The organism is Streptomyces sp. NPDC060232, assembly GCF_042726555.1.
In the GTDB taxonomy this organism is placed as follows: Bacteria; Actinomycetota; Actinomycetes; order Streptomycetales; family Streptomycetaceae; genus Streptomyces.
In genome coordinates this window covers 331,587-356,363 of the sequence record NZ_JBHXAG010000003.1, presented here as the reverse complement: position 1 = coordinate 356,363, position 24,777 = coordinate 331,587, and the positions used below count along the sequence as shown (strand labels likewise).

Genomic DNA, 24,777 nt, shown 5'->3' with positions numbered 1-24,777 from the left:
GCGAGGTCGTGGGGGTCGTCGATCTCCAGGACCCGGGCGGGGTCGGTGGGGACGGGCAGGGTGCGGCCGAAGAAGCGGTGGCGGGCGGTGCGCAAGCCCGCGGCGTCCATGGCGTAGGCGGCGCCTGTCTCCAGCAGGTCCTGCGGCCGGTCCTGGCGGCGGGGCCGGTACGCCGGGTCGTGGTTGACCCCGGTCCCGGTGCCGTCGGGGTCGTCCCGCCAGAGGAAGCCGTGGAAGGGGGCCACGGTCAGGGCCGAGTCGGCCGCCCCGGAGGCGACGGCCACGGCGACCGACTCGACGTCGGAGGTCGCGAGGAAGGGGCTGGTGCACTGGACGAGGAGGACCACGTCCACGGTGAGCGAGTGCAGTTCCTCGAAAGCGGCGAGGGCGTGCAGGAGGGCGGCCTCGCTGCTCGCGGTGTCGCCGGAGATCGCGGTGGGGCGGGCGATCACGTCGGCGCCGGCGGCGCGGGCGGCCTGGGCGACGGCCTCGCAGTCGGTGGAGACGACCACGTCGGTGACGGTCGGCGCGGCCCGGCAGGCCAGGACGGCGCGGGCGACGAGCGGGGTGCCGGCGACCTCGGCGAGGTTCTTTCCGGGGACCCCCTTGGAGCCGCCGCGGGCGGGGATGACGGCGAGGACCCTCACAGCTCCCCCAGCCTGCGGATCACCGGGGCGACGCGCTGCACCCCGTGCCGGTACGCCCCGCGGGCGGCCTCGCGCAGGTGGGCGCGGAGCCGGCGGCGCAGCCGGGACTCGCCCGCCTCCTGCCGCGTGGTGCCGGGCAGCGGGGTGCCGTCGGGTGCGAGGCGGTGCCGGGCGAGGATGCCGGGCAGGTATCCGGGCGCGGTGGTGAGCGTGTAGTAGGGCGCGGGCGAGGGCAGCCGGGTCGCAGCGAGCAGCCCGGCGACCTTGGCCCGGGCGACGGCGTAGGCGTCACCGCCCGCGGCGGCCCCGGATGCGGCCGGGCCGGCGGGGCCCGCGCCTGCCGGGCCGGGGGCGCCGGGGGCGCGTACGCCCTGGGCGGCCAGCCAGACCGGGTCGCCCTCCGGGAGGAGTCCCGAGTCGAGCTGGTCCCAGGAGGCCAGGCAGCCGGAGCCCAGGAAGTGGTGGTTGCCGAGGGCCTCGCGGATGCCGAGGTCGGTGAGGACGGCCGTCGGGATGGAGCGGTGCAGGGATTCCAGGGCGGCCGTGGAGGAGACGGTGACCAGCAGGTCGGTGCCGTCCAGTACCTCGCCCATGTTCCCGTACACCAGTCGGCAGTTGGCGGGCAGTCCGCCGGGGATCTTCTCCGCGAGCCGCTGGTACGGCTGCTCCTCCAGGTGCGTGGTGTGTTCCCCGGGCTTGCTGCGCAGCTTGATCAGCACCTCCCGGTCGGGATGCTTGCGGGCATGGCCGGCGGCCCGTTCCAGCAGGTAGGCGCGGTCGGCGCGGCTGTCGGGGACGGAGGGCTGTACGGCGAAGACCACCGTGTGGGCACGGCTCCCGGGCGGCTCGTAGGGCGCCCCGCCGAGGAAGGGCAGCGCGGTCTCGGTGACGGCGCCTGCGTCCGCTCCGACCCCCTCGTACACGGCGCGGAAGCGCTCGGCGTCGTGGCGGGAGTTGGCGAGGACGAGGTCGGCGCCGTGCCGCAGCAGCAGCCCGTCGGCGAGCTTCTCGTAGACGACTCCGACGTATCCGGTGACGAGTACGGGGCGCCTGGCGGGGGCCGGCCACAGGGCGCGGGCCCCGTGCAGGACCGCCTGGACGGCCCCGCCGACGAGCGCGAGGACGACCACGTCGTAGCGCTCACGTGCGATCTCGGCGAGGAACTCGGCGCAGGTCACCTCGGCAGGCCGGTCGGTCTCCACCCCGACCTCGCCGAGCTGGCGCGCGGTGGGCGTGGCACGGCCGCGCAGCAGGTATCCGGTGAGCTGGTGGTCGGGCACGAGGCGGCGGGCGGTGGTTGCGCCCCATTTCCATCTCGTGTCGGAATCGGCGAGTACGGCGACGCGTTTGCGTTCTGGCACGCGGCAGAACGTATTCGGCGTTTTCGGTGATCGGCCCAACGAGCGCACAACAGCGGGTTAACAAAATGCCGACTGCATGCGAAAGCGGACGGGTTAACCCGTCCGCCCCGCGCCGTTCACATGAAATCCGCATCCGGGCCACGGCGAATGTCGGGCGGCGTCCTAATGTCCCACAGGTGCCCAAGCTCTCTGTTGTCGTGCCGTTCTACAACGTGCAGACATACGCACCGGACGCCCTGAAGAGTCTCGAACTGAACGCCCGGGACGACTTCGAGTTCCTGCTCGTCGACGACTGCTCGACGGACGGGACGCCCGACCTGCTGGAGCGGGCGGCGCGCGAGCTGCCCGGGGCGGTGCACCTCAGACACCGCAGCAACGGCGGCCTGGCGACCGCGCGGAACACCGGGCTGGACGCGGCCCGCGGCGAGTACCTCGCCTTCCTGGACGGGGACGACTGGCTGGCCCCCGGCCACCTGGCCCGGATGCTGACCGCCATAGAGGCTCTGAACTGCGATTTCGTCCGCACCGACCATGTGCGGTGCACGGGCCGGACGCGGAGCGTGCAGCGCGTCCCCTTCGGCCCGCAGTCCGTCGTCGCCGATCCGCGCGGCGCGATCCTGCCCGCCGACCGGGCGACCTCGGTCGACTATCCGTACGCCTGGGCCGGGATGTACCACCGGCGGCTGCTGGACCGCGGCCTGCTGCACTTCACCGACGGGCTGCGCACGGCGGAGGACCGGCCGTGGATCTGGCGGCTGCACCGGGAGGCCGGGTCCTTCGCCGCGGTCGGGCTCCCCGGCGTCTTCTACCGGCGCGGTGTTTCCACGTCGTTGACGCAGATCAAGGACGAACGGCAGCTCGATTTCATCCGGGCATTCGACGAGGTTCTCGACGGTGTCGCCGCCGACCGGGAATCCGATCTGCTGCTGCCGAAATCCGTACGAACGTACTGCGCAATCATCGCGCACCATTTCGGATCCATCGAAAGGTACGAACCGTCCGTGGCCAGGAAACTCCGCCTGATGAGCGCGGCCGCGCTCGGCCGCATGCCCCAGGACGTGCTGGACCGGGTCCTGGACTCGATGGACGCCGAACGCTCCGCGCTCCTGCGCCGCCTGCGCGGCAGCCGCCGCACCCCGTCGGGGGCGGCCGTCTGATGCTCACGCAGATCTTCCTGGCCTCCACCCTCTACGGCGTGGCCACGCTCGCGGCGGGCGTCGACGCGGGCTGCTTCCCGCCCGCGGGCCGCCGGATCCTGCTGACCAGCAACCACGCCGTCACCGCCGAGGTGACCCCGGGGGTGGCCGGCATGCCGGGTTTCGCCGCCCTGCGCACCCGCTTCGACGAGGTGCTCGACTGGAATGCCGTGATCGAGCCGCAGCACCCGAGCACCTGGGCCCCGCGCGCCGAGGACATCCCGATCTGGGAGCGGCACCTGCGCGCGCTGTGGGGGCTCGGCGAGGACCGGGTCGAGCTGATCGTGGAATCCCTCCAGGTGCCGCCGGCCCAGTCCCTGTGCCGGCTCTTCCCGGGCGCGGCGGTCGACGTCTACGCCGACGGGCTGATGAGCTACGGTCCCACCCGCTTCCGCCTCGACCCACAGCTCGGGATGCGGGTGCGGCGGGTGCTCCACCTGGACCTCGTGCCCGGCCTGCAGCCGCTGCTGCTGACGGAGTTCGGGGCGCGGGGGGAGGTCGTGCCCGCGCAGTCCTTCCTGAAGGTCCTCGCGGAGCTCCCGCCGCACGGCCCTGACCTGGACGGCGTCGGGGAGTCCCCGGCTCTGCTGCTGGGCCAGTACCTTTCGGCGCTCGACCTGATGGGCCCGGACGAGGAGGAGGAGCTGCACGCCTCTATGGTCCGCGGCGCCTTCGCGCTCGGCCACCGGGAGCTGGTCTTCAAGCCCCATCCCAGTGCGCCGGCCGCGTATGCACGCCGGGCCGCGGCGGAGGCCGAACGGCTCGGCGCCCGGCTCACCGTGGTGCGCACCCCGGTCCTGGCCGAGACCCTCTACGGCCGGCTGCGCCCGGCGCTCGTCGTCGGCTGCTTCTCCACCGGGCTGCTGACCGCCGCCGCGCTGTACGGTCTGCCCGTCGCGCGCACCGGCACCGGGGCCGTGCTGGCCCGCCTGGCTCCGTACCAGAACAGCAACCGGGTGCCGCTGGTACTGGTGGACTCGCTGCTGCCGGACCTGGCGGACCCGGAGGCGGTCCGCGCCTGGACGCCCGCCTCCGTGGGGCGGGCGGGAGCGGAGCAGGCCGGGCTGCTGACCGCCGTCGGGTTCACCATGCAGCCGCAGATCCTGTCGGCGCGGCGGGCCGCGGCCGAGGCGTACCTGGCAGCGCACCTGACCCCGGACACCTGGCGGTACTTCACCCGTCGCCGGCTGACCGGGCTGGGCCTGCCCGGCGGCATCCCCGCCCGGCTGTCGTTCCTGCCGCGCAGCCGGACCGTGCGGCGCATGGCCCGGGCCCTGCGCCGCGCCCTCGACTGAGCGTCTCAGCCGGTCAGCCGGCGGGGCTCAGCGGGCAGGTCTCAGCCGGTGGCGAGCTTGGCCGCGAAGCCCAGGAACAGCACGCCCGCCGCCGAGGTCGCCCCGGCCGACAGCCGCTTGCGGCGGCGGAACGCCTCCGACAGGCGGGTGCCGCCGAATATCAGCAGCGTCAGGTAGAGGAAGCTGCCGGTCTGCAGCAGACCGCCGAGGACCAGGAACGACAGCGCCGGGTAGGCGTAGGACGGGTCCACGAACTGCACGAAGAAGGACATCAGGAAGAGGATGGCCTTCGGGTTGAGAAGGCTGATCAGCAGGGCGCGCCGGTAGGGCCGCTCGTTGTCGGCCGGGTCGGCGGCGGCCGCGGCGCGCGCCTCCTCCCGTTCCCGGCGGGTGCGCCACAGCGCCCAGGCGCCCCGCATCATCCCGACGGCGAGCCAGGCCAGGTACCCGGCGCCGAGGAACTTCACCACGGTGAACACCAGCGGGCTCGCCTGGAGCAGCGCCCCGGCGCCCACGGCGGTCAGCGCCATCAGTACGGCGTCGCCGGTGAACACCCCGGCGGCGGCCTTGTAGCCCGTGCGCACACCGCGGCGGGCGGCGACGGACAGCACGTAGAGCGAGTTCGGTCCCGGCAGGAGAATGATCAGGACGAGGCCGGCGAGGTACGTCGGCAGATCGGTGACACCCAGCATAGGCAGGAGTGTCGCATGAGGACACACCTGACAGTCCACAGTGTTTCACCATGTGGAACCGGTGGGCTCGTAGGTCCCCCACACCTCCCGCAGCGCCCCGCACACCTCCCCCACCGTGGCCCGCGCGCGCAGCGCCTCCTTCATCGGGTACAGCACGTTCGCGGTGCCCGCCGCCGCCTCCCGCAGCGCCCCGAGCGCCGCCGTCACCGCCGCCCCGTCGCGCTCCGCCCGCAGACGCGCCAGCGCCGCGCACTGGCGCTCCTCGATCGCCGGGTCCACGCGCAGCGGCTCGTACGGCTCCTCGCGCTCCAGCGCGAAGCGGTTGACCCCGACCACCACCCGCTCACCGCTGTCGGTCTCCCGCGCGATGCGGTAGGCGTTCCGCTCGATCTCCGCCTTCTGGAAGCCGGCCTCGATCGCGGCCACCGCCCCGCCCTGCTCCTCGACCCGCCGCATCAGGTCCAGGGCCGCCGCCTCCAGTTCGTCCGTCATCCGCTCCACCGCGTACGACCCGGCGAAGGGGTCCACGGTGTGCGGTACGTCCGTTTCGTGCGCGAGGACCTGCTGGGTGCGCAGCGCGAGGCGGGCCGACTTCTCCGTGGGCAGCGCGATCGCCTCGTCGAAGGAGTTGGTGTGCAGCGACTGCGTGCCGCCCAGCACGGCGGCGAGGGCCTGCACGGCGACGCGTACGAGGTTCAGCTCGGGCTGCTGCGCGGTGAGCTGGACGCCGGCGGTCTGGGTGTGGAAGCGCAGCATCATCGACTTCGCATCCCGTGCCCCGAACTCCTCCCGCATGAGGCGGGCCCAGATCCGCCGGGCGGCGCGGAACTTCGCGACCTCCTCCAGCAGGGTGGTGCGGGCGACGAAGAAGAAGGACAGCCGGGGCGCGAACTCGTCGACCGCCATCCCGGCCGCGAGGGCCGTACGGACGTAGGCGACGGCGTCGGCGAGGGTGAAGGCCACCTCCTGCGCGGGCGAGGCGCCGGCTTCGGCCATGTGGTAGCCGGAGATGGAGATGGTGTTCCACCGGGGGATCTCGGCCCGGCAGTAGCGGAAGGTGTCGGCCGTCAGCCGTAGTGAGGGGCCGGGCGGGAAGATGTACGTCCCCCGGGCGATGTACTCCTTCAGGACGTCGTTCTGGATCGTCCCCGTCAGCTGCGCGCCCGTCATGCCCTGTTCCTCCGCGACCAGCTGGTAGAGCAGCAGGAGCAGCGCGGCGGGCGCGTTGATCGTCATCGAGGTGGAGACCCGGTCGAGGGGGATCCCGTCGAGCAGTGTGCGCATGTCGTCGAGCGAGTCGACGGCGACGCCGACCTTGCCCACCTCGCCGTGGGCGAGGGGCGCGTCGGAGTCGTGGCCCATCTGGGTGGGCAGGTCGAAGGCGACGGACAGCCCGGTGCCGCCGCCCGCGATGAGCTGCCGGTAGCGGGCGTTGGACTCGGTGGCCGTGCCGAAGCCGGCGTACTGCCGCATCGTCCACGGCCGACCGGTGTACATGTTCGGATAAATCCCCCGAGTGTAGGGGAAGTCCCCAGGTACACCCAATTGGACCTCGGGGTCCCATCCCGTCAGATCGCCCGGCCCGTAGACCGGTTCGACCGGGATTCCGCTCTCCGTGCTTGCCATGTGACGAAGTCCTCCGTAGAGCAACCGGGCCCGGGGCTGGTACAACCTTGCCCGCGCGTCGCTTCGTAAGGCCGTGGACGGTTGCTGGTCACAATGGCGCAACATCCCGGGACTCTGTGCAACTCTCCACGCGCGCCAGGCATCACCTAGATACACGACGTAGAAACCGGGGGACTGCAATGCAGCGCCAGAGAGCCATAATCCGCACGATCGGGGTCGCCACCGCCGTCGCGCTCGCCGCGACCGCCTGCGGTCCGCAGAAGACGGAGTCGGCCGGCTCCTCTTCCGTGGCGCCGTCCTCGCCCACGGCGGGCGCCACCCCCGAAGCCTCTCCGAGCACCGACAACAAGCCCGGTGAGCCCTCGCCGTCGGCCTCGGCCTCCGCCTCCGCCTCCCCGTCGGCCTCGCCGTCGCCCTCGGTGAAGCAGATCATGGCCAACGGCGACGAGAGCGAGCAGGTCCGCGAGCTCCAGGCCCGGCTGAAGCAGCTCAAGCTGCTGACGGTGTCGCCGACCGGTTTCTACGGCTCGAAGACCACGGCCGCGGTGAAGTCCTTCCAGTCGAAGAACGGTCTGGACGCGACCGGCGGGGTCGACGAGAAGACCTGGAAGAAGATCCAGAGCTCCAGCAAGAAGCCCACCGCCGACGAGCTGCGCCCGCCGACCGTCAACGAGGTCGCCGCGCCGGACCCGCGCTGCATGACGGGCCGCGTCATGTGCATCAGCAAGGAGAGCCGCACCCTCGCCTGGATGATCGACGGCAAGGTCGTCTCGACGATGGACGTGCGCTTCGGCTCGGAGAACACCCCGACCCGCGAGGGCGTGTTCAACGTGGGCTGGAAGGCCAAGGAGTGGACGTCGACGATCTACCACACGCCGATGCCGTACGCGATGTTCTTCAGCGGCGGCCAGGCGGTGCACTACTCCGCGGACTTCGCGGCCCGCGGCTACGCCGGCGCCTCGCACGGCTGTGTGAACGTCCGGGACAAGGGCAAGCTGTCGAAGCTCTTCGACGACGTGAAGGTCGGCGACAAGGTCGTCGTCTACTGGTGAGCCCGCAGGGCGTGATGCCGGGGGCCCGGGATCCGGGCCCCGACCGCACCGCCGGCCACGGGCCGGAGAAACACATCAGGCCGTCCCCTTCGTGACCCGCCCTGCCGGCGTGTCGCGAAACGGACGGCCTGTCCCGTTGAACGGGTCGAGGTAAAGGGCGCGGGCAGGGCCGGGGGAACGTGCCCCGCCCGCGCCGGTTGCGCAGAGCCCAGGGGTACGGGGGGAACCCCGGCTCATGCGCGGCCGATGACCAGTCGGCTCGATTAGTACTGCGCCACCGGTTCGGAAAGTGTTACAGGCAGGTCAGCGCATGTGTCAGCGCATGTGTCAGCGCATGTGTCAGCGCGCGCCGAGGCGCGTGGAGTCCTGCGGGACCGCCGGTGACATTGACGGCGCCCGGAGGGTCGTGCCGCCCTGCGGGGCGTCGCGGCGCCTGGTGCCGTCGCGCTCCCCGTCCAGCACCGAGGCGCAGTAGGCCGGGATCCGCAGGAGCCCGTCCGCCAGACGCGAGAGCCGCTCGCGCCGGTCGTCGTCGAGGCGGCCCTTGCGGTACTCCTGGCAGAGGTCCACCTTGAGCCGGCTGTCCTGCTCGCGCTGGCGGTCCCTGCCGAGTTCCCCCGTGCCCAGGGTGTCGCGGCTGCCTTCGCGGTCGCCCGGACCGCTGCGGTCGTCCTGCATGTCCCCGCCCCAGCCGCCGCCGATCGTGGTGGTGCCCGTGGAGGTGTCGGGGCCCGCCGTGGTGCCGGGTGCCGTACGCCCGTCCGGGCCCGGCGACGGGGTCGCGGGGGACGCCGGGTTCGAGCCGTCCGGCAGCGGGGTGGGCAGCAGCTTCGGGGTCAGGGGCGGGGCGCTGGTGCCGGCGTCCGGGACCGGGCTCTCGCCGGCGCTGACGGACGTCGCCGGCCCGGGTCCCGCGGTGTCGTGCCGGGCCCGGTCCAGCAGCCCGGCGCCGGCCGCGGCGGCCAGTCCGCCGGCGGCGACGCTCGCGAGGGCCGCGGCCAGACCGAAGCTGACGGTCCGGGCGCGCCGTCGGGCCGGTACGGGCGCGGGCGCGGGGAAGGCGCGGCCGAGGTCGACCAGGGGCTCACCGGCCCCGTCGGCCCCGGACGCCACGGCGGCGCGGCGCGCGGCGCCGCGCGCCGCCCGGTAGGCGTCCACCGCCGCGCTCTCGCCGGGCAGTTCCGTGCCCGTGGGCGCCGGCACCGCCATCGCGCCCAGGGCGTCCAGGGCAGCCCGCAGCCGGGCGGCCTCCCTCGCGGCGCGCGTGTCGGCGGCGGGCCCCACAGGTTCCGTCGGTCCGCCGCGCAGGAATGCTTCCGCCGCGGCCTCGTCCAGCCACCTGTCGCGCTCGTCGGCCATCACATGTCCTTCTGCGTCCGCCAACGTGAATGCGTCACACCGGTTTGTTCTGCGTAGCTGCCGCCCCGGCCACGCTGTGCGGGTACGGCGTCGAGATCCCTCCCGCCCCCGCCGTCCCACGCATGGCCATCGGCATTATGGCCGACCGTGACGCCCGCCTTGGCGCCGGTGCCCGGACCGGCCTCGAAGCCGCCGTCCGCGCCCTGCGCGGCGAGCAGTTCCGCGAGCTTCTTCAGGCCGCGGTGGGCGGCGGTGCGCACGGCGCCGGGCCGCTTGCCCAGGGTCTCGGCCGCGCTCTTGGCGTCGAGGCCGACCACGACTCTCAGGACGACGGCCTCGGCCTGGTCCTGGGGCAGCTGGGCTATGAGCGCCATGGTGCGCCCGGTGTCGAGGGACTCCATCGCCGCGCCGGCGGTGTCGCACTCGGCGGCCCAGCTCGTCAGCTCGGTGTCGTCGCCGCCGATGGCGGGCCGGCGGCCGCGCATGCGTATGTGGTCCAGGGCCCGGTTGCGGGCGATCCGGGCGGCCCAGCCGCGGAAGCGGTCGGCGTCGCCGGTGAAGGAGTCCAGGTCGCGGGCTATCTGCAGCCATGCCTCGGAGGTCACGTCCTCCGCGTCGCCGTCCCCGACGAGCGTGCGTACGTAACCGAGCAGGCGTGGGTGCACGGCGCGGTACACAGCACGGAACGCGTTCTCGTCGCCGTCCTGTGCCGCGAGCACCGCGGCGGTCAGCTCCGCGTCGTCCCCCAGCAAAGTCCCCAACCCGTTCACTGTCCCGTATGTGTGGCGCAAATCAGCACGTTACGGCCTTCACGCACCTCTCGTCCACGAGTGATACAACGTGCAACCAGTCCTGCGCGGAGCGAGGTGTGACACAAAACGCACCCCTGGCGCTGACAGGGGTACGGGCTTGTCGCACGAGCCCGTGACGGATGGCGGCCGGGGCCTCTCCTGTGGGGGGTGGCGGCCTCGGTCGCCCTCCCCCTTTCGGGCATCCCACCATGCCTGGCCGTGGCGCGCACGTCATCCTTTCGGATCACTTCCGGGTGAAATCCCCGCACGGGTACGACACACCCTGCCCTGCGTCGATAGCGTGGCGGCACACCCGCGCCACGCCCCGAGGAGTCCCCCGCTGTCCAGCCCCCTTCCGGCACAGGCCCGCGGCTGCTCCGACCTCGGCCCCGGACTGGCACGGTTCAACGCCCTGCCCCTTGAGGCCGCCCGGGCGGTCCTGCTGCACTGCTGCGGAAGCCGCCGCTGGGCGCACCGAGTGGCGGCGCACCGCCCCTACCCGGACGCCGGCGCCCTGCTCGCCGCCGCGGACGAGGCCTCGTACGACCTCTCGCAGGCCGATCTGAGCGAGGCGCTGGCCGCGGAGCACTCGGCAGAGCTGGACCACGGGGCGCCCTACGCCGCGCTGCTGGCGCTCGACGCGGCCCACGCGGAGTACGAACGGAATTTCGGTCACGCCTTCGTGATCTGCTTGGACGGGCACCCGCCGGAGGAGCAGGCCGACCAGCTGCTGGGGGCGATCCGCCGGAGGATGGGGCACGAGGTGGACGAGGAGCGCGCGCTCTCCGCGGACGAGCTGCGCCGTCTCGCGCAGTCCCGGCTCCTGGACGTGACGCGCCGACTGACCCGCTCCGATGGGGCACCCGCGGCTGAAATCGGGCTATTCGCCCCTGCGGGATAGCCCGTACGTGCCTGTTTGATCACAGAGCCGGACCCCGCGCGAGGGAACCGACAAGTCGTCGCTACGATGTCCGGGGCCGGTGGACCGTACCCGGCCGGGCCCGACCGACAAAGAAGCCGGCTGGCCCCCGCCCCGCTTCCGGAGGGTTTTCCGTGCCGGCTGGAACGTTGTACCGCGGCCGGGAAGGAATGTGGTCCTGGGTGGCTCATCGAGTCACCGGCGTCCTCATCTTCTTCTTCCTGTTCGTACACGTCCTCGACACCGCTCTCGTCCGCGTCTCCCCCGAGGCGTACGACGATGTCGTGGCTACCTACAAGACTCCGATCGTCGCGCTGCTGGAGTACGGCCTCGTGGCCGCCATCCTCTTCCACGCGCTCAACGGTCTCCGTGTCATCGCCGTGGACTTCTGGTCCAAGGGCCCGCGCCACCAGAAGACGATGCTCTGGTGGGTCGTGGGCATCTGGGTCGTGCTGATGGTCGGGGCTCTCTACCCCGTACTGGGCCACGCCTACCTCGAACTGTTCGGGAAGTGACACGCATGTCTTCTGACACTTCTTCCGCCAAGGGCATCGGCGACGTGGAGGGTGTTTCCCTCTACGACGTGGACAACCCCGCGCCCTACATCGAGGCGCCGCGCAAGCGCACGGGCAAGACGCCCCGCTCGACCCGCGGCAACTTCGAGATGGTCGCTTGGCTCTTCATGCGCCTCTCGGGCATCGTGCTCGTCGTCCTCGTCATCGGCCACCTGCTGATCCAGCTGGTGCTCGACGGCGGCGTCTCCAAGATCGGCTTCGCCTTCGTGGCCGGCCGCTGGGCGTCCCCGTTCTGGCAGGTCTGGGACCTGCTGATGCTGTGGCTGGCGATGCTGCACGGCGCCAACGGCCTGCGTACCGTCATCAACGACTACGCGGAGCGTGCCAACACGCGGCTGTGGCTGAAGGGCCTGCTCTACACCGCCACGGTGTTCACCATCCTTCTGGGCACGCTGGTGATCTTCACCTTCGACCCGAACATCCGCTAGGCAACGGGGCTGAGGCGAAACCAATGAAGATCCACAAGTACGACACCGTCATCGTCGGCGCAGGTGGCGCCGGCATGCGCGCCGCCATCGAGTCGACGAAGCGCAGCCGCACCGCGGTGCTGACGAAGCTCTACCCCACCCGCTCCCACACGGGTGCCGCGCAGGGCGGCATGGCCGCCGCGCTGGCGAACGTGGAGGAGGACAACTGGGAGTGGCACACCTTCGACACGGTCAAGGGCGGTGACTACCTGGTCGACCAGGACGCCGCCGAGATCCTGGCGAAGGAGGCCATCGACGCGGTCCTCGACCTGGAGAAGATGGGCCTGCCGTTCAACCGCACTCCGGACGGCACCATCGACCAGCGCCGCTTCGGCGGCCACTCCCGCAACCACGGCGAGGCACCGGTCCGCCGGTCCTGCTACGCCGCGGACCGCACCGGTCACATGATCCTCCAGACGCTGTACCAGAACTGCGTCAAGGAGGGCGTGGAGTTCTTCAACGAGTTCTACGTCCTGGACCAGCTCCTGGTCGAGGAGGACGGCGTCAAGAAGTCGGCCGGTGTGGTCGCGTACGAGCTCGCCACCGGCGAGATCCACGTGTTCCAGGCCAAGGCCGTCATCTACGCCTCCGGCGGCACCGGCAAGTTCTTCAAGGTGACCTCCAACGCGCACACCCTCACGGGTGACGGCCAGGCGGCCTGCTACCGCCGCGGCCTGCCGCTGGAGGACATGGAGTTCTTCCAGTTCCACCCGACGGGCATCTGGCGCATGGGCATCCTGCTGACGGAGGGCGCCCGCGGTGAGGGCGGCATCCTGCGCAACAAGGACGGCGAGCGCTTCATGGAGAAGTACGCGCCGGTCATGAAGGACCTCGCGTCCCGTGACGTCGTCTCGCGCTCCATCTACACCGAGATCCGTGAGGGCCGCGGCTGCGGTCCGGCCGGTGACCACGTGTACCTGGACCTCACGCACCTGCCGCCGGAGCAGCTCGACGCGAAGCTCCCGGACATCACCGAGTTCGCGCGCACCTACCTGGGCATCGAGCCGTACACGGACCCGATCCCGATCCAGCCGACCGCGCACTACGCCATGGGCGGCATCCCGACGAACGTCGAGGGTGAGGTCCTGTCCGACAACACCACCGTCGTCCCGGGCCTGTACGCGGCCGGCGAGGTCGCGTGCGTGTCGGTGCACGGCGCGAACCGCCTGGGCACCAACTCGCTGCTGGACATCAACGTCTTCGGCAAGCGCTCCGGTATCGCCGCGGCGAAGTACTCGCAGGAGAACGACTACGTCGAGCTCCCCGAGAACCCGGCGCAGCAGGTGACCGACCTCGTCGAGCGCCTGCGCAACTCCACGGGCAAGGAGCGGGTCGCCGACCTGCGGCTGGAGCTCCAGGAGACGATGGACGCGAACGTGATGGTGTTCCGCACGGAGCAGACCATCAAGACCGCGGTCGAGAAGATCGCGGAGCTGCGCGAGCGCTACAAGAACGTGTCCGTCCAGGACAAGGGCAAGCGCTTCAACACGGACCTGCTGGAGGCCATCGAGCTGGGCAACCTGCTCGACCTGGCCGAGGTCATGGCCGTGTCCGCCCTGGCGCGCAAGGAGTCCCGCGGCGGCCACTACCGCGAGGACTACCCGAACCGCGACGACGTCAACTTCATGCGCCACACCATGGCGTACCGCGAGGTCGGAGCCGACGGCTCGGACTCGGTCCGGCTCGACTACAAGCCGGTCGTCACGACCCGCTACCAGCCGATGGAGCGTAAGTACTGATGGCTACCCCCACCCTCGACAAGATGGAAGAGGCGGCCGCGGCCTCCCCGTACATCACGGTCACCTTCCGGATCCGCCGCTTCAACCCCGAGATCTCGGACGAGTCGCAGTGGCAGGACTTCCAGATCGAGATCGACCCGAAGGAGCGCGTGCTCGACGGTCTCCACAAGATCAAGTGGGACCTGGACGGCACGCTGACCTTCCGCCGCTCGTGCGCGCACGGCATCTGCGGCTCGGACGCGATGCGGATCAACGGCAAGAACAGGCTCGCCTGCAAGACGCTGATCAAGGACATCAACCCCGAGAAGCCGATCACCGTCGAGGCCATCAAGGGCCTCACGGTGATGAAGGACCTCGTGGTCGACATGGAGCCCTTCTTCCAGGCGTACCGGGACGTCATGCCGTTCCTGGTCACCAAGGGCAACGAGCCGACGCGCGAGCGCCTGCAGTCCGCCGAGGACCGCGAGCGCTTCGACGACACCACCAAGTGCATCCTGTGCGCCGCGTGCACGTCCTCGTGCCCGGTGTTCTGGAACGACGGCCAGTACTTCGGCCCGGCTGCGATCGTCAACGCGCACCGCTTCATCTTCGACTCGCGTGACGAGGCCGGCGAGCAGCGGCTGGAGATCCTGAACGACAAGGACGGCGTGTGGCGCTGCCGCACGACCTTCAACTGCACCGACGCGTGCCCGCGTGGCATCGAGGTCACCAAGGCGATCCAGGAAGTCAAGCGTGCGCTGATCACGCGCCGCTTCTGACCTCCCGGTCCATGCCTGTACGAGGGCCCCGTCCCCGGTTCGTCCGGTGGCGGGGCCCTCGTACGTCGCGGACCACGCCGGGAGTTGGCGCGGGGCTCACATCAACGGCGGCCGCGGCGGCCCCTCTTGGCCTGTACGGCCGGGCTGCGGGACCGGGGATACAGGGCCGGGCCGCCTGTGGAAGGATCGGCCGCATGAGCGAGCAGCAGCCGAATCCGTACACGAGCGATCCCGCCGGTCAGGGCGGCCAGCCCGGCACCCCCGGCCAGAGCGACTACAAGTGGGGCCCCGGTGAGGCCAGTTACGGATACCCCCAGCCCTACCCGGCGGCCCCGGCCTACCAGCCGACCATCGGCGGCGCGGGCATCCCCGCGCCCGGCGGACACCTTGCCGCCCCGGTCGGCGGCGCCGGCTTCGCCCTCGGCGACATCACGATCGCCGGCGACCAGATCATCACCCCGTCGGGCCCGATGCCGCTCAGGGGCGCGATGTGGAACGCGACCGACTTCTCGCGCACCGAGGAGAAGATCCCGCCCCACGCGATCGTGCTGGCGATCGTCTTCTTCCTCTTCTGCCTGCTCGGCCTGCTCTTCCTCCTGATGAAGGAGAAGACCACCACCGGCTACATCCAGGTGACGGTGACCAGCGGCGGCCGTCACCATTCCACGATGATCCCGGCCGTGGACGCGAACACCTACCACTGGGTGATGTCGCAGCTGGGCCACGCGCGTGCGCTCAGCATGTGAGCTTCACCCGCGACGCTTCGGGCCCCGGCCGTACGGTCGGGGCCCGCGCGTGTTTCCGGGCCTCCTGACGCGAGCGGGACATTCGCTTGAACTTGTTCAAAAAAGCCTCTACAGTCGTGGGCATCAGAGCATTTGAACACGTTCAAGGGGGCTGGGACTATGGACCTCACCGTGGTCACGTACGTCATCTACCTGCTCATCAGCATCGCTCTCACGGTCTGGGTGGCCCGCACGCTCAGCCGCAACGGCCGCGTCTTCATCGGCGACGTCCTCCAGGGCAACGAGAAGCTCGCGGACGCCGTCAACCAGCTGCTCGTGGTCGGCTTCTACCTCGTCAACATCGGCTTCGTGACGCTCTACCTGCGTTCGGGCAAGGAGGTCGGCACCGCCCGCGCCCTCTTCGAGGCGCTCTCGGTCAAGCTCGGCGTCGTCCTGCTGGTCCTGGGCGTCATGCACCTCGGCAACGTGTGGGTGCTGAACAGGATGCGCCGCCGCGGCATCATGGAGCGCCAGCAGACCCCGCCGGTCCCCCCGCAGGGGTGGACCGCGCCGGTCGGGGCCTGAGCCATGGCACCCACGGCGGCCGTACGCCACCTGACCGTCCTCTACGACGCCGACTGCCCGCTCTGCGTGCACATCCGGCACTGGCTGCTGGCGCAGCGGTGGCTCCTCCCGGTCGCCCTGGTCCCCGCCGCGTCCTGGGAGGCCCGGCGGCGGTTCCCCCGGCTCGACCACGCCTCGACGCTCCGGGAGATCACCGTCGTGGGGGACTCCGGGCAGGTGTGGACCGGGACCGACGCCTTCATCGTGTGCCTGTGGGCACTGGTCGAACACCGGCCGAAGGCGAACTGGCTGGCGACGCCGGCCGGCCGCCCGTTCGCCCGGGCCGCCATGTTCACGGCCTCCGCGTGGCGGCAGGCCGTGCGCTCCGAGGGGCAGCCCGGAGCCGTCGAGGGACCGGCCGGAGCCGTCGGGGGACCGGCCTGTGACGACCAGTGCTCCGTCCCCCGATAGGCTCATACACCGTGACTGATCAGAAGGCTCCCAAGAGCGAGCAGACCCGCACGCTCATCCTCGAAACCGCGCTCCGGCTCTTCCAGGAGCGCGGCTTCGACAAGACGACCATGCGGGGCATCGCGAAGGAGGCCGGTGTCTCGGTCGGCAACGCCTACTACTACTTCGAGTCGAAGGAACACCTGGTCCAGGGGTTCTACGATCGGATCAGCGCCGCCCACCAGGCGGCGGTCCGGCCCATCCTGGACAACGAGACCGATCTGCAGAAGCGGCTCGCGGGCGTGCTGACGAGCTGGCTGGACATCGGCGCTCCGTACCACGAGTTCGCCTCGCAGTTCTTCAAGAACGCGGCCGACCCCGAAAGCCCGCTCAGCCCCTTCTCGCCGGAGTCGGAGCCGGCGCGACAGGCGGCGATCGACATCCACCGAGAGGTGCTGGCGGGGGCGAAGACCAAGGTGCCTGCCGAACTGGCCGACGTACTGCCCGAGCTGATGTGGCTCTCGCAGATGGGCCTGGTCCTGTACTGGGTCTTCGACCGCTCCCCGGACAGCGAGAAGTCGCGGCGGCTCGCCGAGCGCGGCGCGCAGCTCACGACGCGGGGCATCGTGCTGGCCCGCTTCCGTGTGCTGCGGCCGCTGGTGCGCGAGGTCCACGAGCTGTTCGCGGACTTCCTGCCGGGCATGGCCCAGACGGCGGCGGGCCGGCGCAAGGCGTCGGATCCCCACCCGGGCCCGGACGCGGACGCCGCGAACCCGGTATGACCCGCAGGGCACGGCCTACAGCCAGTCGAGTTCCCGCAGACGCCACACACCGGTGCCGTCGGAGAGGTTCTGGGCGCCGGTGACGGCCTCGCGGCCGGCGAACGGGGCGGCGGCGGAACCGGGGCGGACGTTGAAGACGATCGAGCGGATCTCGCTGCCGCCGAAGGCCTGGTATGGGGTGTCCTTCAGGCCCGGGTCGAGGCCGGCGAGCACCGCGGGCGGCATTCTCGGGCGCCCGGTTGGCGGTCGGGGCGGGTCAGGCCTGGTATGAGGCGAGTTCGACGACTGTGATGTCGGACGGTGCGCCGACGCGGACCGGCGGGCCCCAGGCGCCCGCCCCGCGGGAGACGTAGAGCTGGGTGTCGCCGTAGCGCTCCAGCCCGGCGACGGTGGGGTTGGCGAGGTCGGCGAGGAAGTTGCCGGGCCAGAGCTGGCCGCCGTGGGTGTGGCCGGAGAGCTGGAGGTCGACGCCGTGCCGGACGGCGTCGTGGATGACCACCGGCTGGTGGGCGAGGAGTACGGCGGCCCGCGTCCGGTCGCGGTCGCCGAGGGCGGCCTGGAAGTCGGGGCCGCTGCCCTCCCGCTCCCCCTGGATGTCGTTGACGCCCGCGAGGTCGAAGTGCGGCAGGGCGCGCCGGGCGTTCTCCAGCGGGGTCAGGCCCAGCTCGCGGACGTGCTCGACCCACTGCTCGGCGCCGGAGAAGTACTCGTGGTTGCCGGTGACGAAGAAGGAGCCGTGGCGGGCGGTCAGCCCGCGCAGCGGCTCCGCCGCCGGTCCGAGGTCGGGGACGCTGCCGTCGACGAGGTCGCCGACGATGGCGATGAGGTCGGGCTGGGTGCGGTTGACCGTGTCGACGATGCGCTGGGCGTGGGCGCGGCCGAGCACCGGGCCGAGGTGGACGTCGCTGACGACGGCGATCCGGAAGCCGTGCGCCGCGCGCGGCAGTTTGGCCAGGGGGACCTGGACGCGCCGCACGCCGGGACCGCGCAGCACTCCGTACGCGCCGTTGCCGACCGTGCCGAGGGCGACGGCGGCGGCCGTCCCGCCCAGCGTGCGCGCGACGAAGGTGCGGCGGCTGAGCCCGCCGCCCGGCGCCGCCGCGGCCGGTGCCCGGACCGGGCCGTCCGCGGCGAGCACCGCGCCGGGCCCGGTGCCGGTGCCGGTGCCGGTGCCGGCGGAAGACGCCAGCGCGGCGGCCGTGGCCGTGCCGGATTCGGGGGTGCCCGCCGAGGGGGCGGAATGCGCCGCCGGAGGTCCCGCTACCGCCCCGGAGGGGCCGCGGTGGGCCAGACGGCGGAGCAACAGCGCGCGGATCGGTTCCGCGACCAGCATGGTCAGGGTCAGGTACAGGAGCACCGCGAGCCACAGGTACCCCGGCCAGGACACCGTCTGCTGAAGCCAGAAAGGGGCCCCGGCGCGGCCCGCGGTCAGGGCTGCCACGGAGAGGAGCGGCAGGGCGATGGCCAACGCGGTGCCGACACGGCGGGGCACGCCGCCGGGGGCGGTGGTGTCACGGACCAGCCGGATCCACAGCCAGCGGTGCACCCCGACGAGCAGGGCGCAGACCGCCAGTGCGACCAGCGCGACGACCAGGACCGTCATGCCGCACCGCCCTCGGCGCCGGAGCGTGATGCACGTCGCAGGGCCAGGACTCCGCGCAACCCGATCGCACCGACCGCCGTCCCCAGGAGAAAGGACGTCACCGCGAGCGTCAGGTGGACCCAGAAGTAGGCAGTGGGGTCGCCCGCCGTGTCGAAGGCCAGGCCACTGCCGTTCTTCCACAGGTTCCGGACGAAGGACACCCAGATGAACCAGGTCCACACTCCGAAGGCGAGCAGGAACCAGGAAGCGGCACGGCTGAGTTTCATGTCCTCAGTATCGGTTTCGTCCCCGGCGCGGACGCGCCGGGGTGGGCTGTCCCGGGGGTGGTTGCCACGAATTGGCCGGTCCGCGACGCCATCCAGCTCATCGGGATGTACTTTCACCTGCGTGTCTGCCAAGACGACCGCTCTGACGGTCCTCACCGCCGCGTTGCTCGCGCCCACCGTGCTGGTGGCGTCCGCGCACGCCGCGCCGACCCCGCCGACCGACGGGAAGGGCCGCCTCGCCAAGGCTCCGGCGCCCGCACCGCCCGCGTCGATGTCCACGGTCGGCGGATCCCTGCTGGGCCAGCCCGGTACGCAGGTGAACCTGCTGCCCGGCGCGCCCGCCCTGCCGACGAACCTCACCGGCCGGTCGTGGATCGTGGCGGACGCCGAGTCCGGCGAGGTCCTGGCGGCGTACAACGCGCACTGGCGGCTGCCCCCCGCCTCCACGATGAAGATGCTCTTCGCGGACACCCTGCTGCCGAGCCTGCCCAAGGATCAGGTCCACAAGGTCACCGACCAGGACATGGACGGTGTGGGCCCGGGCAGCAGCCTGGTCGGGGTCAAGGAGGACCTTGAGTACTCCGTCCACGACCTGTGGCTGGGGGTGTTCCTGCGGTCGGGGAACGACGCCGTGCATGTGCTTTCGGCCATGAACGGCGGCGTCGAGAAGACCGTCAAGGACATGCAGGCGCACGCGGAGGAGCTCCAGGCGCTGGACACCCACGTGGTGTCACCCGACGGGTACGACGCCCCTGAGCAGGTGTCGAGCGCGTACGACCTCACGCTGATCGCCCGCTCCGGACTGCAGAAGCAGGACTTCCGGGAGTACTGCGGCACGGCGAGCGCGAAGTTCCCCGGCCTGCAGCAGCCGGGGAAGCCGCGGGAATACTTCGAGATCCAGAACACCAACCGGCTGATGACGGGCGTGGGCGGGATCGCCCCGTACAAGGGCATCGCCGGGGTGAAGAACGGCAGCACGTCGATGGCCGGGTCCACCTTCACGGGCGCGGCGCAGCAGGGCTCCCGGAAGCTGCTGGTGACCGTGATGAACCCGGGGGCGGGCGGCGCGAACTCGGTCTACGAGGAGACCGCCGCGCTCTTCGACTGGGGCTTCGCCGCGGCCGGGAAGGTCAAGCCGGTGGGTGAGCTGGTGCCGCCGAAGAGCGCGGACACCTCCCCCCACGGCTCGCCGGCCCAGTCGCACGAGAACAACGCGTCGGGAGCAGGCGGGGGCCCGGCCGGCGGTGTGGGCACCGCCCTGGGCGTCGCGGGCGGCGCGCTCGCGGTCCTGGCGGGCGGCGCCTTCGTGGTCAACCGCCGCTGGCCCCGCGGCCGGCGCAGCCGGGGGGCCGACGAGGAACTCGTGTGAGGGGGAGGGCAGTTCACCGGTCGGCGGCGGGCTCCCGTTCCGCCGTCGGCGGGTCTTCGGCAGCGGCTTCGTCGGCGCCGTCGTCGCGGGTGGCGCCGTCGTCGCGGGTGGCGGTCCAGGCGGAGACGTACAGCAGCAGCTTCGCCATGAAGTTGATCCAGAGCAGCAGGGCGATCGGCACGCCGAAGGCGCCGTACATGCTCTTCGCGGCGATCTCGCGCATGTAGCCGCTGAGGAGCAGTTTCAGCAGCTCGAAGCCGGCCGCTCCGATCAGCGCCGCCTCGATCAGGCGGCGCCTCGGCGGTTCGACGCCGGGGAGCAGGGTCAGCAGGTAGAGCAGCACCAGGAAGGCGGCCACCACACCGACCAGGAAGGCGAAGGCGCGCAGCAGCGCGCCGCCCGGGCCCTCTTGCGGGATGCCCAGCCAGTCGGCGGACCTTCCGACCGCGCTGGCCCCGAGGATCGAGGCTGCCGCGGAGACCAGGCCCACGGCGCCGAGGCCGAGCAGGACCAGCCCGTCCTTGCCTTTGCGGACGAAGAGGTTCCCCTCGTCCTCGTCGTCCTTCTCCCACACCGCGCGCAGACAGTCCCGCATCGAGCCCACCCAGCCGATGCCGGTGAAGAGCAGGAGGGCGCCGGCGACGAGGCCGATCGTGGCGGCGTTCGCGACGAGGCCCCCGATGTCGAGCTGGTCCGAGATGCCGGGGACCTGCTCGGCGAAGGTCTTCTCCAGCTTGTCCAGCTGCTCGTCGCTGAGCAGCGCCGCCCCGACGGCCGCGGCCACGGCGATCAGGGGGAAGAGCGCGAGGAAGCTGATGAAGGTGATCGCGGCGGCCAGCCGGGTCCAGTGCACGCGGTCGAGGCGTTCGTAGGAGCGCCACGCGTGCGTCCTCATCAGACGGCCCGCAAGCGGCCCGACCACCGGGAGTTTCGTCAGCCAGTCCATGGGGTCACCGTAAATGAGGCGCCGGAAATAGCCGGGATTGTCCCCTTCAGGGACTACGGTCGTCGATTGTGACTTTTCGCCCAGCGCCCTCGACGGGGCGTCCGTTCCACACCCTGGTCCTGCGGAGGCTGAGGTTCCGCGCCCGGCGCACCGCCCGGCTGACTCTGCGCCGGCTCCGTCAGGAAGGCCGTACGGTCGCCCCCGCCGCATCGGCGGCCTGGTCGACGGGGGAGCCCGGCTGCGCCGGAACGCCTATGGGCCCACTCCCGAACGGGTACTCGCGCAGCTTGCGCCAGACCCCGTCGGAGCCCTGCTCGTAGAGGGCGAACCCGGAGCAGACCCACTCGGCGGCGTACTCGGCCAGGGTCGTGAACGCCAGGTCCATCGCCTCTTCGGAGATCCCGTGGGCGACGGTGACGTGCGGGTGGTACGGGAAGGCCAGCTCGCGGCTGAGCGGCCCGGAGGGGTCGCGGACCTCGCCCTGGAGCCGGGTGCAGCCCGCGACACCCTCGGCGATCTGGACGAAGACGACCGGCGAGACGGGCCGGAAGGTTCCCGTCCCCTCCAGTCGCATCGGGAAGGCGCGGAAGGCGGCCGCCACCTCGGTCAGGTGGGCCCGGACCGCCGGGAGCCGGTCCGCCTCCACCTCGGTCGGCGGTACGAGGGTGACGTGCGTGGGGATGCCGTGCGCGGCGACATCCCCGAAGCCCGCGCGCAGCTCCTGGAGCTGGCTGCCGTACGGCTCCGGGACCGCGATCGAAACGCCGAGCGTTACGGTCCCCACGTGTCTCTCCTCCGCTTGTCCCTGTGGACTCCTGCCGCCCCAGTGTGCGGCCAGGACCCCTCTTCGTGCCAGAGCCGTCTTTCCGCAGGTGCGTTCGTCAGTGCTTTGCGGGCAGCAGACCCAGCCGGTCGTACGCCTGCGCGAGGGTCTCCGCGGCCACCGCGCGGGCCTTCTCCGCGCCCTTGGCCAGGATGGAGTCCAGCGTCTCCGGGTCGTCCAGGTACTCCTGGGTGCGCTGCTTGAACGGTGTGACGAAATCGACCATCACGCCGGCCAGGTCCGTCTTCAGCGCGCCGTAGCCCTTGCCGGCGTACTTCTCCTCCAGGGCGGGGATCGACTCGCCCGAGAGGGTGGAGTAGATCGTGAGCAGGTTGCTGACGCCGGGCTTCTTCTCCGTGTCGAACCGGATCTCGGCCTCGGTGTCGGTGACCGCGCTCTTGATCTTCTTCTCGGTGACCTTGGCCTCGTCGAGGAGGTTGATCAGGCCCTTGGGGGACGACGCCGACTTCGACATCTTGATCGTCGGGTCCTGGAGGTCGTAGATCTTCGCGACCTCCTTGACGATGTGCGCCTGCGGGAGGGTGAAGGTCTGGCCGAAGCGGCTGTTGAAGCGCTCGGCCAGGTCGCGGGTCAGCTCGATGTGCTGGCGCTGGTCCTCGCCTACGGGGACGGCGTCCGCCTGGTAGAGCAGGATGTCGGCGACCTGGAGGATCGGGTACGTGAAGAGGCCGACGCTGGCGCTGTTGACGCCGCCCTTGGCGGACTTGTCCTTGAACTGCGTCATCCGGCTGGCCTCGCCGAAGCCGGTGATGCAGTTCATCACCCAGCCGAGCTGCGCGTGCTCGGGCACGTGGCTCTGGATGAAGAGCGTGCATCGCTCCGGGTCCAGGCCGGCGGCCAGCAGCTGCGCGGCGGAGAGGCGGGTGTTCGCGCGCAGGGCCTTCGGATCCTGGGGCATGGTGATCGCGTGCAGGTCGACGACCATGTAGAACGCGTCGTGCGTCTCCTGCAGGGCGACGTACTGGCGGATGGCTCCGAGGTAGTTCCCGAGGTGGAACGAACCGGAGGTGGGCTGGATGCCGGAGAGCGCGCGAGGACGATCAGAAGCCATGGCCCCATTCTCTCAGGTGCGGAGCGGGCTCACGCCCGCCCTCGGCCGGTTCGTTCCCGCTGCGCGGTGCCCGTGGGCGCTGCCCGCACCCGCGCCTCGAACACCGGCGGGGCTGGATTCCCAGCCCCACCGGTGTTCGAGGCGCGGGGGTCCGGGGGCGGAGCCCCCGGCAGTGGTGCCGCAGGGCTACGACAGCGGCAGGCCCGGGGCCGGGAAGGCAGCCATCAGGTCGGCGACCTCGGTGCGGATCACGGCCAGGGCCTGCTCGTCGCCCTTGGCCGCCGCGTCCACGCTGCGGGCGATCCAGTCGCCGACCAGCGGCATGTGCTCCGTGGTCAGCCCCCGCGACGTCAGCGACGGCGTACCGATCCGGATGCCCGAGGGATCGAACGGCTTGCGCGGGTCGAACGGCACCGTGTTGTAGTTCACGACGATCCCCGCCCGGTCCAGCGCCTTGGCCGCGACCTTGCCCGGCACCTCCTTGCCCGTCAGGTCGATCAGGATCAGGTGGTTGTCCGTACCGCCCGACACCAGGTCGAAGCCCCGCTCCAGCAGTGCCGCGGCCAGCGCCTTGGCGTTGGCCACGACCGCGTGCGCGTACCGGACGAAGGACGGCTGCGCCGCCTCGTGCAGCGCCACCGCGATGCCCGCCGTCGTCTGGTTGTGCGGACCGCCCTGCAGACCGGGGAAGACGGCCTTGTCGATCGCCTTCGCGTGCTCCTCGCGGCACATCAGCATCGCGCCGCGCGGACCACGCAGGGTCTTGTGGGTCGTGGTGGAGATGACGTCCACGTGGTCCGCCGGGGACGGGTGCGCGCCGCCCGCGATCAGGCCGGCGATGTGGGCGACGTCCGCGACCAGGACCGAGCCCGCCTCGCGCGCGATCTCGGCGAAGGCGGCGAAGTCGATGGTCCTCGGCAGGGCCGTGCCGCCGCAGAAGATCACCTTGGGCCGCTCGGCGAGGGCCAGCTCGCGCACGGCGTCGTAGTCGATCAGGCCATTCGTTTCAGGATCCGCAGTGGCGCGGACGCCGTACTGCACGCCGCGGAACCACGAGCCCGTCGCCGAGACGCCCCAGCCGTGCGTCAGGTGGCCGCCCATCGGCAGCGCCATGCCCATGACCGTGTCGCCGGGCTTCGCGAAGGCCAGGTACACGGCCAGGTTGGCCGGGGAGCCGGAGTACGGCTGCACGTTGGCGTGGTCCACGCCGAACAGGCCCTTGGCCCGCTCGATCGCCAGGGCCTCCACCCGGTCGATGTTCTGCTGGCCCTCGTAGTAGCGGCGGCCGGGGTAACCCTCGCTGTACTTGTTCTGCAGCACGGTGCCGGAGGCTTCGAGGACGGCCGCGGACACGTAGTTCTCGCTGGGGATCAGGCGCAGGGTCTCCGCCTGGAGGACTTCCTCCGCGGCGACGTAGGACGCCAGTTCGGGATCGGTCGCGGACAGGGCGGGATGGCGGCTCGCGGACATGGCGGGCTCCTCCGGGGTCGATGTGATCGGTACCCCGCGAGGCCCAGGCGAGCGGCCCTGTATGCGGTCGAGCGCGCACGACTCCCCCGGAGTTGGTTCTCCGTACGCCAGTCGCCGTGCGTATCGAACACCCTAGATGAGCGAGTCCGCAGTGTCGCCTGCGGGGAGGTTTCTTCCTCCGGGATACGAGCGACGATAAGAAGGTGACGCCACCCTCGTCACCGCTTCAC

Annotated in this window: 25 protein-coding genes, 1 pseudogene and 1 riboswitch; of the genes and pseudogenes, 13 read left to right on the top strand and 13 right to left on the bottom strand. The window is 71.5% G+C overall.

Annotation, left to right across the window (positions count from 1 at the left end; genetic code table 11):
• Nucleotides 1-275 precede the first annotated feature (275 nt).
• Both ACFWFZ_RS07870 and ACFWFZ_RS07865 read right to left on the bottom strand, forming a co-directional pair.
• Nucleotides 276-647 (bottom strand): annotated as a pseudogene (locus ACFWFZ_RS07870) (cytidylyltransferase domain-containing protein); the annotation flags it as partial.
• The gene (locus tag ACFWFZ_RS07865) at nucleotides 644-2,008 is read right to left on the bottom strand and encodes a DUF6716 putative glycosyltransferase (protein ID WP_387118142.1); all 1,365 of its coding nucleotides are present in this window, start codon (nucleotides 2,006-2,008) and stop codon (nucleotides 644-646) included. The pseudogene ACFWFZ_RS07870 and the gene ACFWFZ_RS07865, both read right to left, overlap by 4 nt.
• A gap of 176 nt (nucleotides 2,009-2,184) precedes the next feature.
• Here ACFWFZ_RS07865 and ACFWFZ_RS07860 point away from each other — a divergent pair, with 176 nt between their 5' ends.
• Both ACFWFZ_RS07860 and ACFWFZ_RS07855 read left to right on the top strand, forming a co-directional pair.
• Nucleotides 2,185-3,165 (top strand): glycosyltransferase family 2 protein, encoded by a 981-nt coding sequence (locus tag ACFWFZ_RS07860; protein ID WP_387118140.1) that lies wholly within the window; start codon nucleotides 2,185-2,187, stop codon nucleotides 3,163-3,165.
• Complete coding sequence (locus ACFWFZ_RS07855) at nucleotides 3,165-4,499, top strand: polysialyltransferase family glycosyltransferase (RefSeq protein ID WP_387118137.1); 1,335 nt, start codon at nucleotides 3,165-3,167, stop codon at nucleotides 4,497-4,499. Before ACFWFZ_RS07860 ends, ACFWFZ_RS07855 begins: the two co-directional genes overlap by 1 nt.
• A 41-nt stretch (nucleotides 4,500-4,540) precedes the next feature.
• Here ACFWFZ_RS07855 and leuE read toward each other — a convergent pair whose 3' ends face one another.
• Both leuE and ACFWFZ_RS07845 read right to left on the bottom strand, forming a co-directional pair.
• Entirely contained in the window at nucleotides 4,541-5,191 is a 651-nt protein-coding gene (leuE, locus tag ACFWFZ_RS07850) for a leucine efflux protein LeuE (protein ID WP_387118134.1), read from the bottom strand.
• 45 nt (nucleotides 5,192-5,236) lie between these two features.
• A complete protein-coding gene (locus tag ACFWFZ_RS07845) occupies nucleotides 5,237-6,817 on the bottom strand; it encodes a methylmalonyl-CoA mutase (RefSeq protein WP_387118131.1) in 1,581 nt (526 codons plus the stop codon).
• 179 nt (nucleotides 6,818-6,996) lie between these two features.
• Between ACFWFZ_RS07845 and ACFWFZ_RS07840 the strand changes: the two genes are divergently transcribed.
• Nucleotides 6,997-7,869: a peptidoglycan-binding protein gene (locus ACFWFZ_RS07840; RefSeq protein ID WP_387118128.1), complete on the top strand. Its 873-nt coding sequence runs from the start codon at nucleotides 6,997-6,999 to the stop codon at nucleotides 7,867-7,869.
• A gap of 339 nt (nucleotides 7,870-8,208) precedes the next feature.
• On the opposite strand, the gene ACFWFZ_RS07835 is transcribed toward ACFWFZ_RS07840, so the two are convergent.
• Together ACFWFZ_RS07835 and ACFWFZ_RS07830 are read right to left on the bottom strand one after the other, a co-directional pair.
• A complete protein-coding gene (locus ACFWFZ_RS07835; RefSeq protein ID WP_387118125.1) occupies nucleotides 8,209-9,228 on the bottom strand; it encodes a hypothetical protein in 1,020 nt (339 codons plus the stop codon).
• Nucleotides 9,228-9,980, bottom strand: a complete 753-nt coding sequence (locus ACFWFZ_RS07830; protein WP_030663920.1) for an RNA polymerase sigma factor — start codon at nucleotides 9,978-9,980, stop codon at nucleotides 9,228-9,230. The genes ACFWFZ_RS07835 and ACFWFZ_RS07830 overlap by 1 nt, the downstream gene beginning before the upstream one ends.
• Before the next feature lie 340 nt (nucleotides 9,981-10,320).
• Here ACFWFZ_RS07830 and ACFWFZ_RS07825 point away from each other — a divergent pair, with 340 nt between their 5' ends.
• The 9 genes from ACFWFZ_RS07825 to ACFWFZ_RS07785 all read left to right on the top strand — a co-directional run bounded on the left by ACFWFZ_RS07825 (nucleotide 10,321) and on the right by ACFWFZ_RS07785 (nucleotide 16,998).
• Nucleotides 10,321-10,920: a 2-oxo-4-hydroxy-4-carboxy-5-ureidoimidazoline decarboxylase gene (locus tag ACFWFZ_RS07825; RefSeq protein WP_387118122.1), complete on the top strand. Its 600-nt coding sequence runs from the start codon at nucleotides 10,321-10,323 to the stop codon at nucleotides 10,918-10,920.
• Nucleotides 10,921-11,072: 152 nt separating this feature from the next.
• Nucleotides 11,073-11,453, top strand: a complete 381-nt coding sequence (sdhC, locus tag ACFWFZ_RS07820; protein ID WP_075970878.1) for a succinate dehydrogenase, cytochrome b556 subunit — start codon at nucleotides 11,073-11,075, stop codon at nucleotides 11,451-11,453.
• Between the two features lie 5 nt (nucleotides 11,454-11,458).
• Entirely contained in the window at nucleotides 11,459-11,941 is a 483-nt protein-coding gene (locus ACFWFZ_RS07815; protein WP_319821645.1) for a succinate dehydrogenase hydrophobic membrane anchor subunit, read from the top strand.
• A gap of 23 nt (nucleotides 11,942-11,964) precedes the next feature.
• Entirely contained in the window at nucleotides 11,965-13,719 is a 1,755-nt protein-coding gene (gene sdhA / locus ACFWFZ_RS07810; RefSeq protein ID WP_387118117.1) for a succinate dehydrogenase flavoprotein subunit, read from the top strand.
• A complete protein-coding gene (locus ACFWFZ_RS07805) occupies nucleotides 13,719-14,477 on the top strand; it encodes a succinate dehydrogenase iron-sulfur subunit (protein ID WP_030663937.1) in 759 nt (252 codons plus the stop codon). Before sdhA ends, ACFWFZ_RS07805 begins: the two co-directional genes overlap by 1 nt.
• Nucleotides 14,478-14,671: 194 nt before the next feature.
• Entirely contained in the window at nucleotides 14,672-15,223 is a 552-nt protein-coding gene (locus tag ACFWFZ_RS07800; protein WP_387118114.1) for a hypothetical protein, read from the top strand.
• 159 nt (nucleotides 15,224-15,382) lie between these two features.
• Nucleotides 15,383-15,787 carry a hypothetical protein gene (locus tag ACFWFZ_RS07795; protein WP_387118111.1) on the top strand — a complete coding sequence of 135 codons (405 nt, stop codon included), beginning with the start codon at nucleotides 15,383-15,385 and terminating at the stop codon, nucleotides 15,785-15,787.
• A 3-nt stretch (nucleotides 15,788-15,790) separates the two neighbouring features.
• Nucleotides 15,791-16,237, top strand: coding sequence for a thiol-disulfide oxidoreductase DCC family protein (locus ACFWFZ_RS07790; RefSeq protein ID WP_387118108.1), 447 nt, complete (start codon nucleotides 15,791-15,793; stop codon nucleotides 16,235-16,237).
• 11 nt (nucleotides 16,238-16,248) lie between these two features.
• Nucleotides 16,249-16,998: a TetR family transcriptional regulator gene (locus ACFWFZ_RS07785; protein ID WP_387118105.1), complete on the top strand. Its 750-nt coding sequence runs from the start codon at nucleotides 16,249-16,251 to the stop codon at nucleotides 16,996-16,998.
• A gap of 15 nt (nucleotides 16,999-17,013) precedes the next feature.
• On the opposite strand, the gene ACFWFZ_RS07780 is transcribed toward ACFWFZ_RS07785, so the two are convergent.
• Genes ACFWFZ_RS07780 through ACFWFZ_RS07770 form a run of 3 tightly spaced genes read right to left on the bottom strand, consistent with a single transcriptional unit; the run spans nucleotide 17,014 to nucleotide 18,867 of the window.
• Nucleotides 17,014-17,223, bottom strand: coding sequence for a hypothetical protein (locus tag ACFWFZ_RS07780; RefSeq protein ID WP_387118102.1), 210 nt, complete (start codon nucleotides 17,221-17,223; stop codon nucleotides 17,014-17,016).
• 31 nt (nucleotides 17,224-17,254) lie between these two features.
• Nucleotides 17,255-18,601 (bottom strand): metallophosphoesterase, encoded by a 1,347-nt coding sequence (locus ACFWFZ_RS07775; protein WP_387118099.1) that lies wholly within the window; start codon nucleotides 18,599-18,601, stop codon nucleotides 17,255-17,257.
• Nucleotides 18,598-18,867 carry an SCO4848 family membrane protein gene (locus ACFWFZ_RS07770; protein WP_387118096.1) on the bottom strand — a complete coding sequence of 90 codons (270 nt, stop codon included), beginning with the start codon at nucleotides 18,865-18,867 and terminating at the stop codon, nucleotides 18,598-18,600. Before ACFWFZ_RS07770 ends, ACFWFZ_RS07775 begins: the two co-directional genes overlap by 4 nt.
• Before the next feature lie 121 nt (nucleotides 18,868-18,988).
• On the opposite strand from ACFWFZ_RS07770, the gene ACFWFZ_RS07765 reads away from it, so the two are divergent.
• Nucleotides 18,989-20,236, top strand: a complete 1,248-nt coding sequence (locus ACFWFZ_RS07765) for a D-alanyl-D-alanine carboxypeptidase family protein (protein ID WP_387118092.1) — start codon at nucleotides 18,989-18,991, stop codon at nucleotides 20,234-20,236.
• A gap of 13 nt (nucleotides 20,237-20,249) precedes the next feature.
• Here the strand turns inward: ACFWFZ_RS07765 and ACFWFZ_RS07760 are convergent, their stop codons facing one another.
• The 4 genes from ACFWFZ_RS07760 to glyA form a co-directional block, all read right to left on the bottom strand.
• Complete coding sequence (locus tag ACFWFZ_RS07760; protein ID WP_387118089.1) at nucleotides 20,250-21,182, bottom strand: YihY/virulence factor BrkB family protein; 933 nt, start codon at nucleotides 21,180-21,182, stop codon at nucleotides 20,250-20,252.
• Between the two features lie 178 nt (nucleotides 21,183-21,360).
• The gene (locus ACFWFZ_RS07755) at nucleotides 21,361-21,966 is read right to left on the bottom strand and encodes a 2'-5' RNA ligase family protein (protein ID WP_387118086.1); all 606 of its coding nucleotides are present in this window, start codon (nucleotides 21,964-21,966) and stop codon (nucleotides 21,361-21,363) included.
• A 97-nt stretch (nucleotides 21,967-22,063) separates the two neighbouring features.
• The gene (gene trpS / locus ACFWFZ_RS07750) at nucleotides 22,064-23,077 is read right to left on the bottom strand and encodes a tryptophan--tRNA ligase (protein ID WP_387118083.1); all 1,014 of its coding nucleotides are present in this window, start codon (nucleotides 23,075-23,077) and stop codon (nucleotides 22,064-22,066) included.
• A gap of 186 nt (nucleotides 23,078-23,263) precedes the next feature.
• Nucleotides 23,264-24,547 (bottom strand): serine hydroxymethyltransferase, encoded by a 1,284-nt coding sequence (gene glyA, locus ACFWFZ_RS07745; protein ID WP_387118080.1) that lies wholly within the window; start codon nucleotides 24,545-24,547, stop codon nucleotides 23,264-23,266.
• A gap of 34 nt (nucleotides 24,548-24,581) precedes the next feature.
• Nucleotides 24,582-24,672: riboswitch (ZMP/ZTP riboswitch) on the bottom strand.
• Nucleotides 24,673-24,777 lie beyond the last annotated feature (105 nt).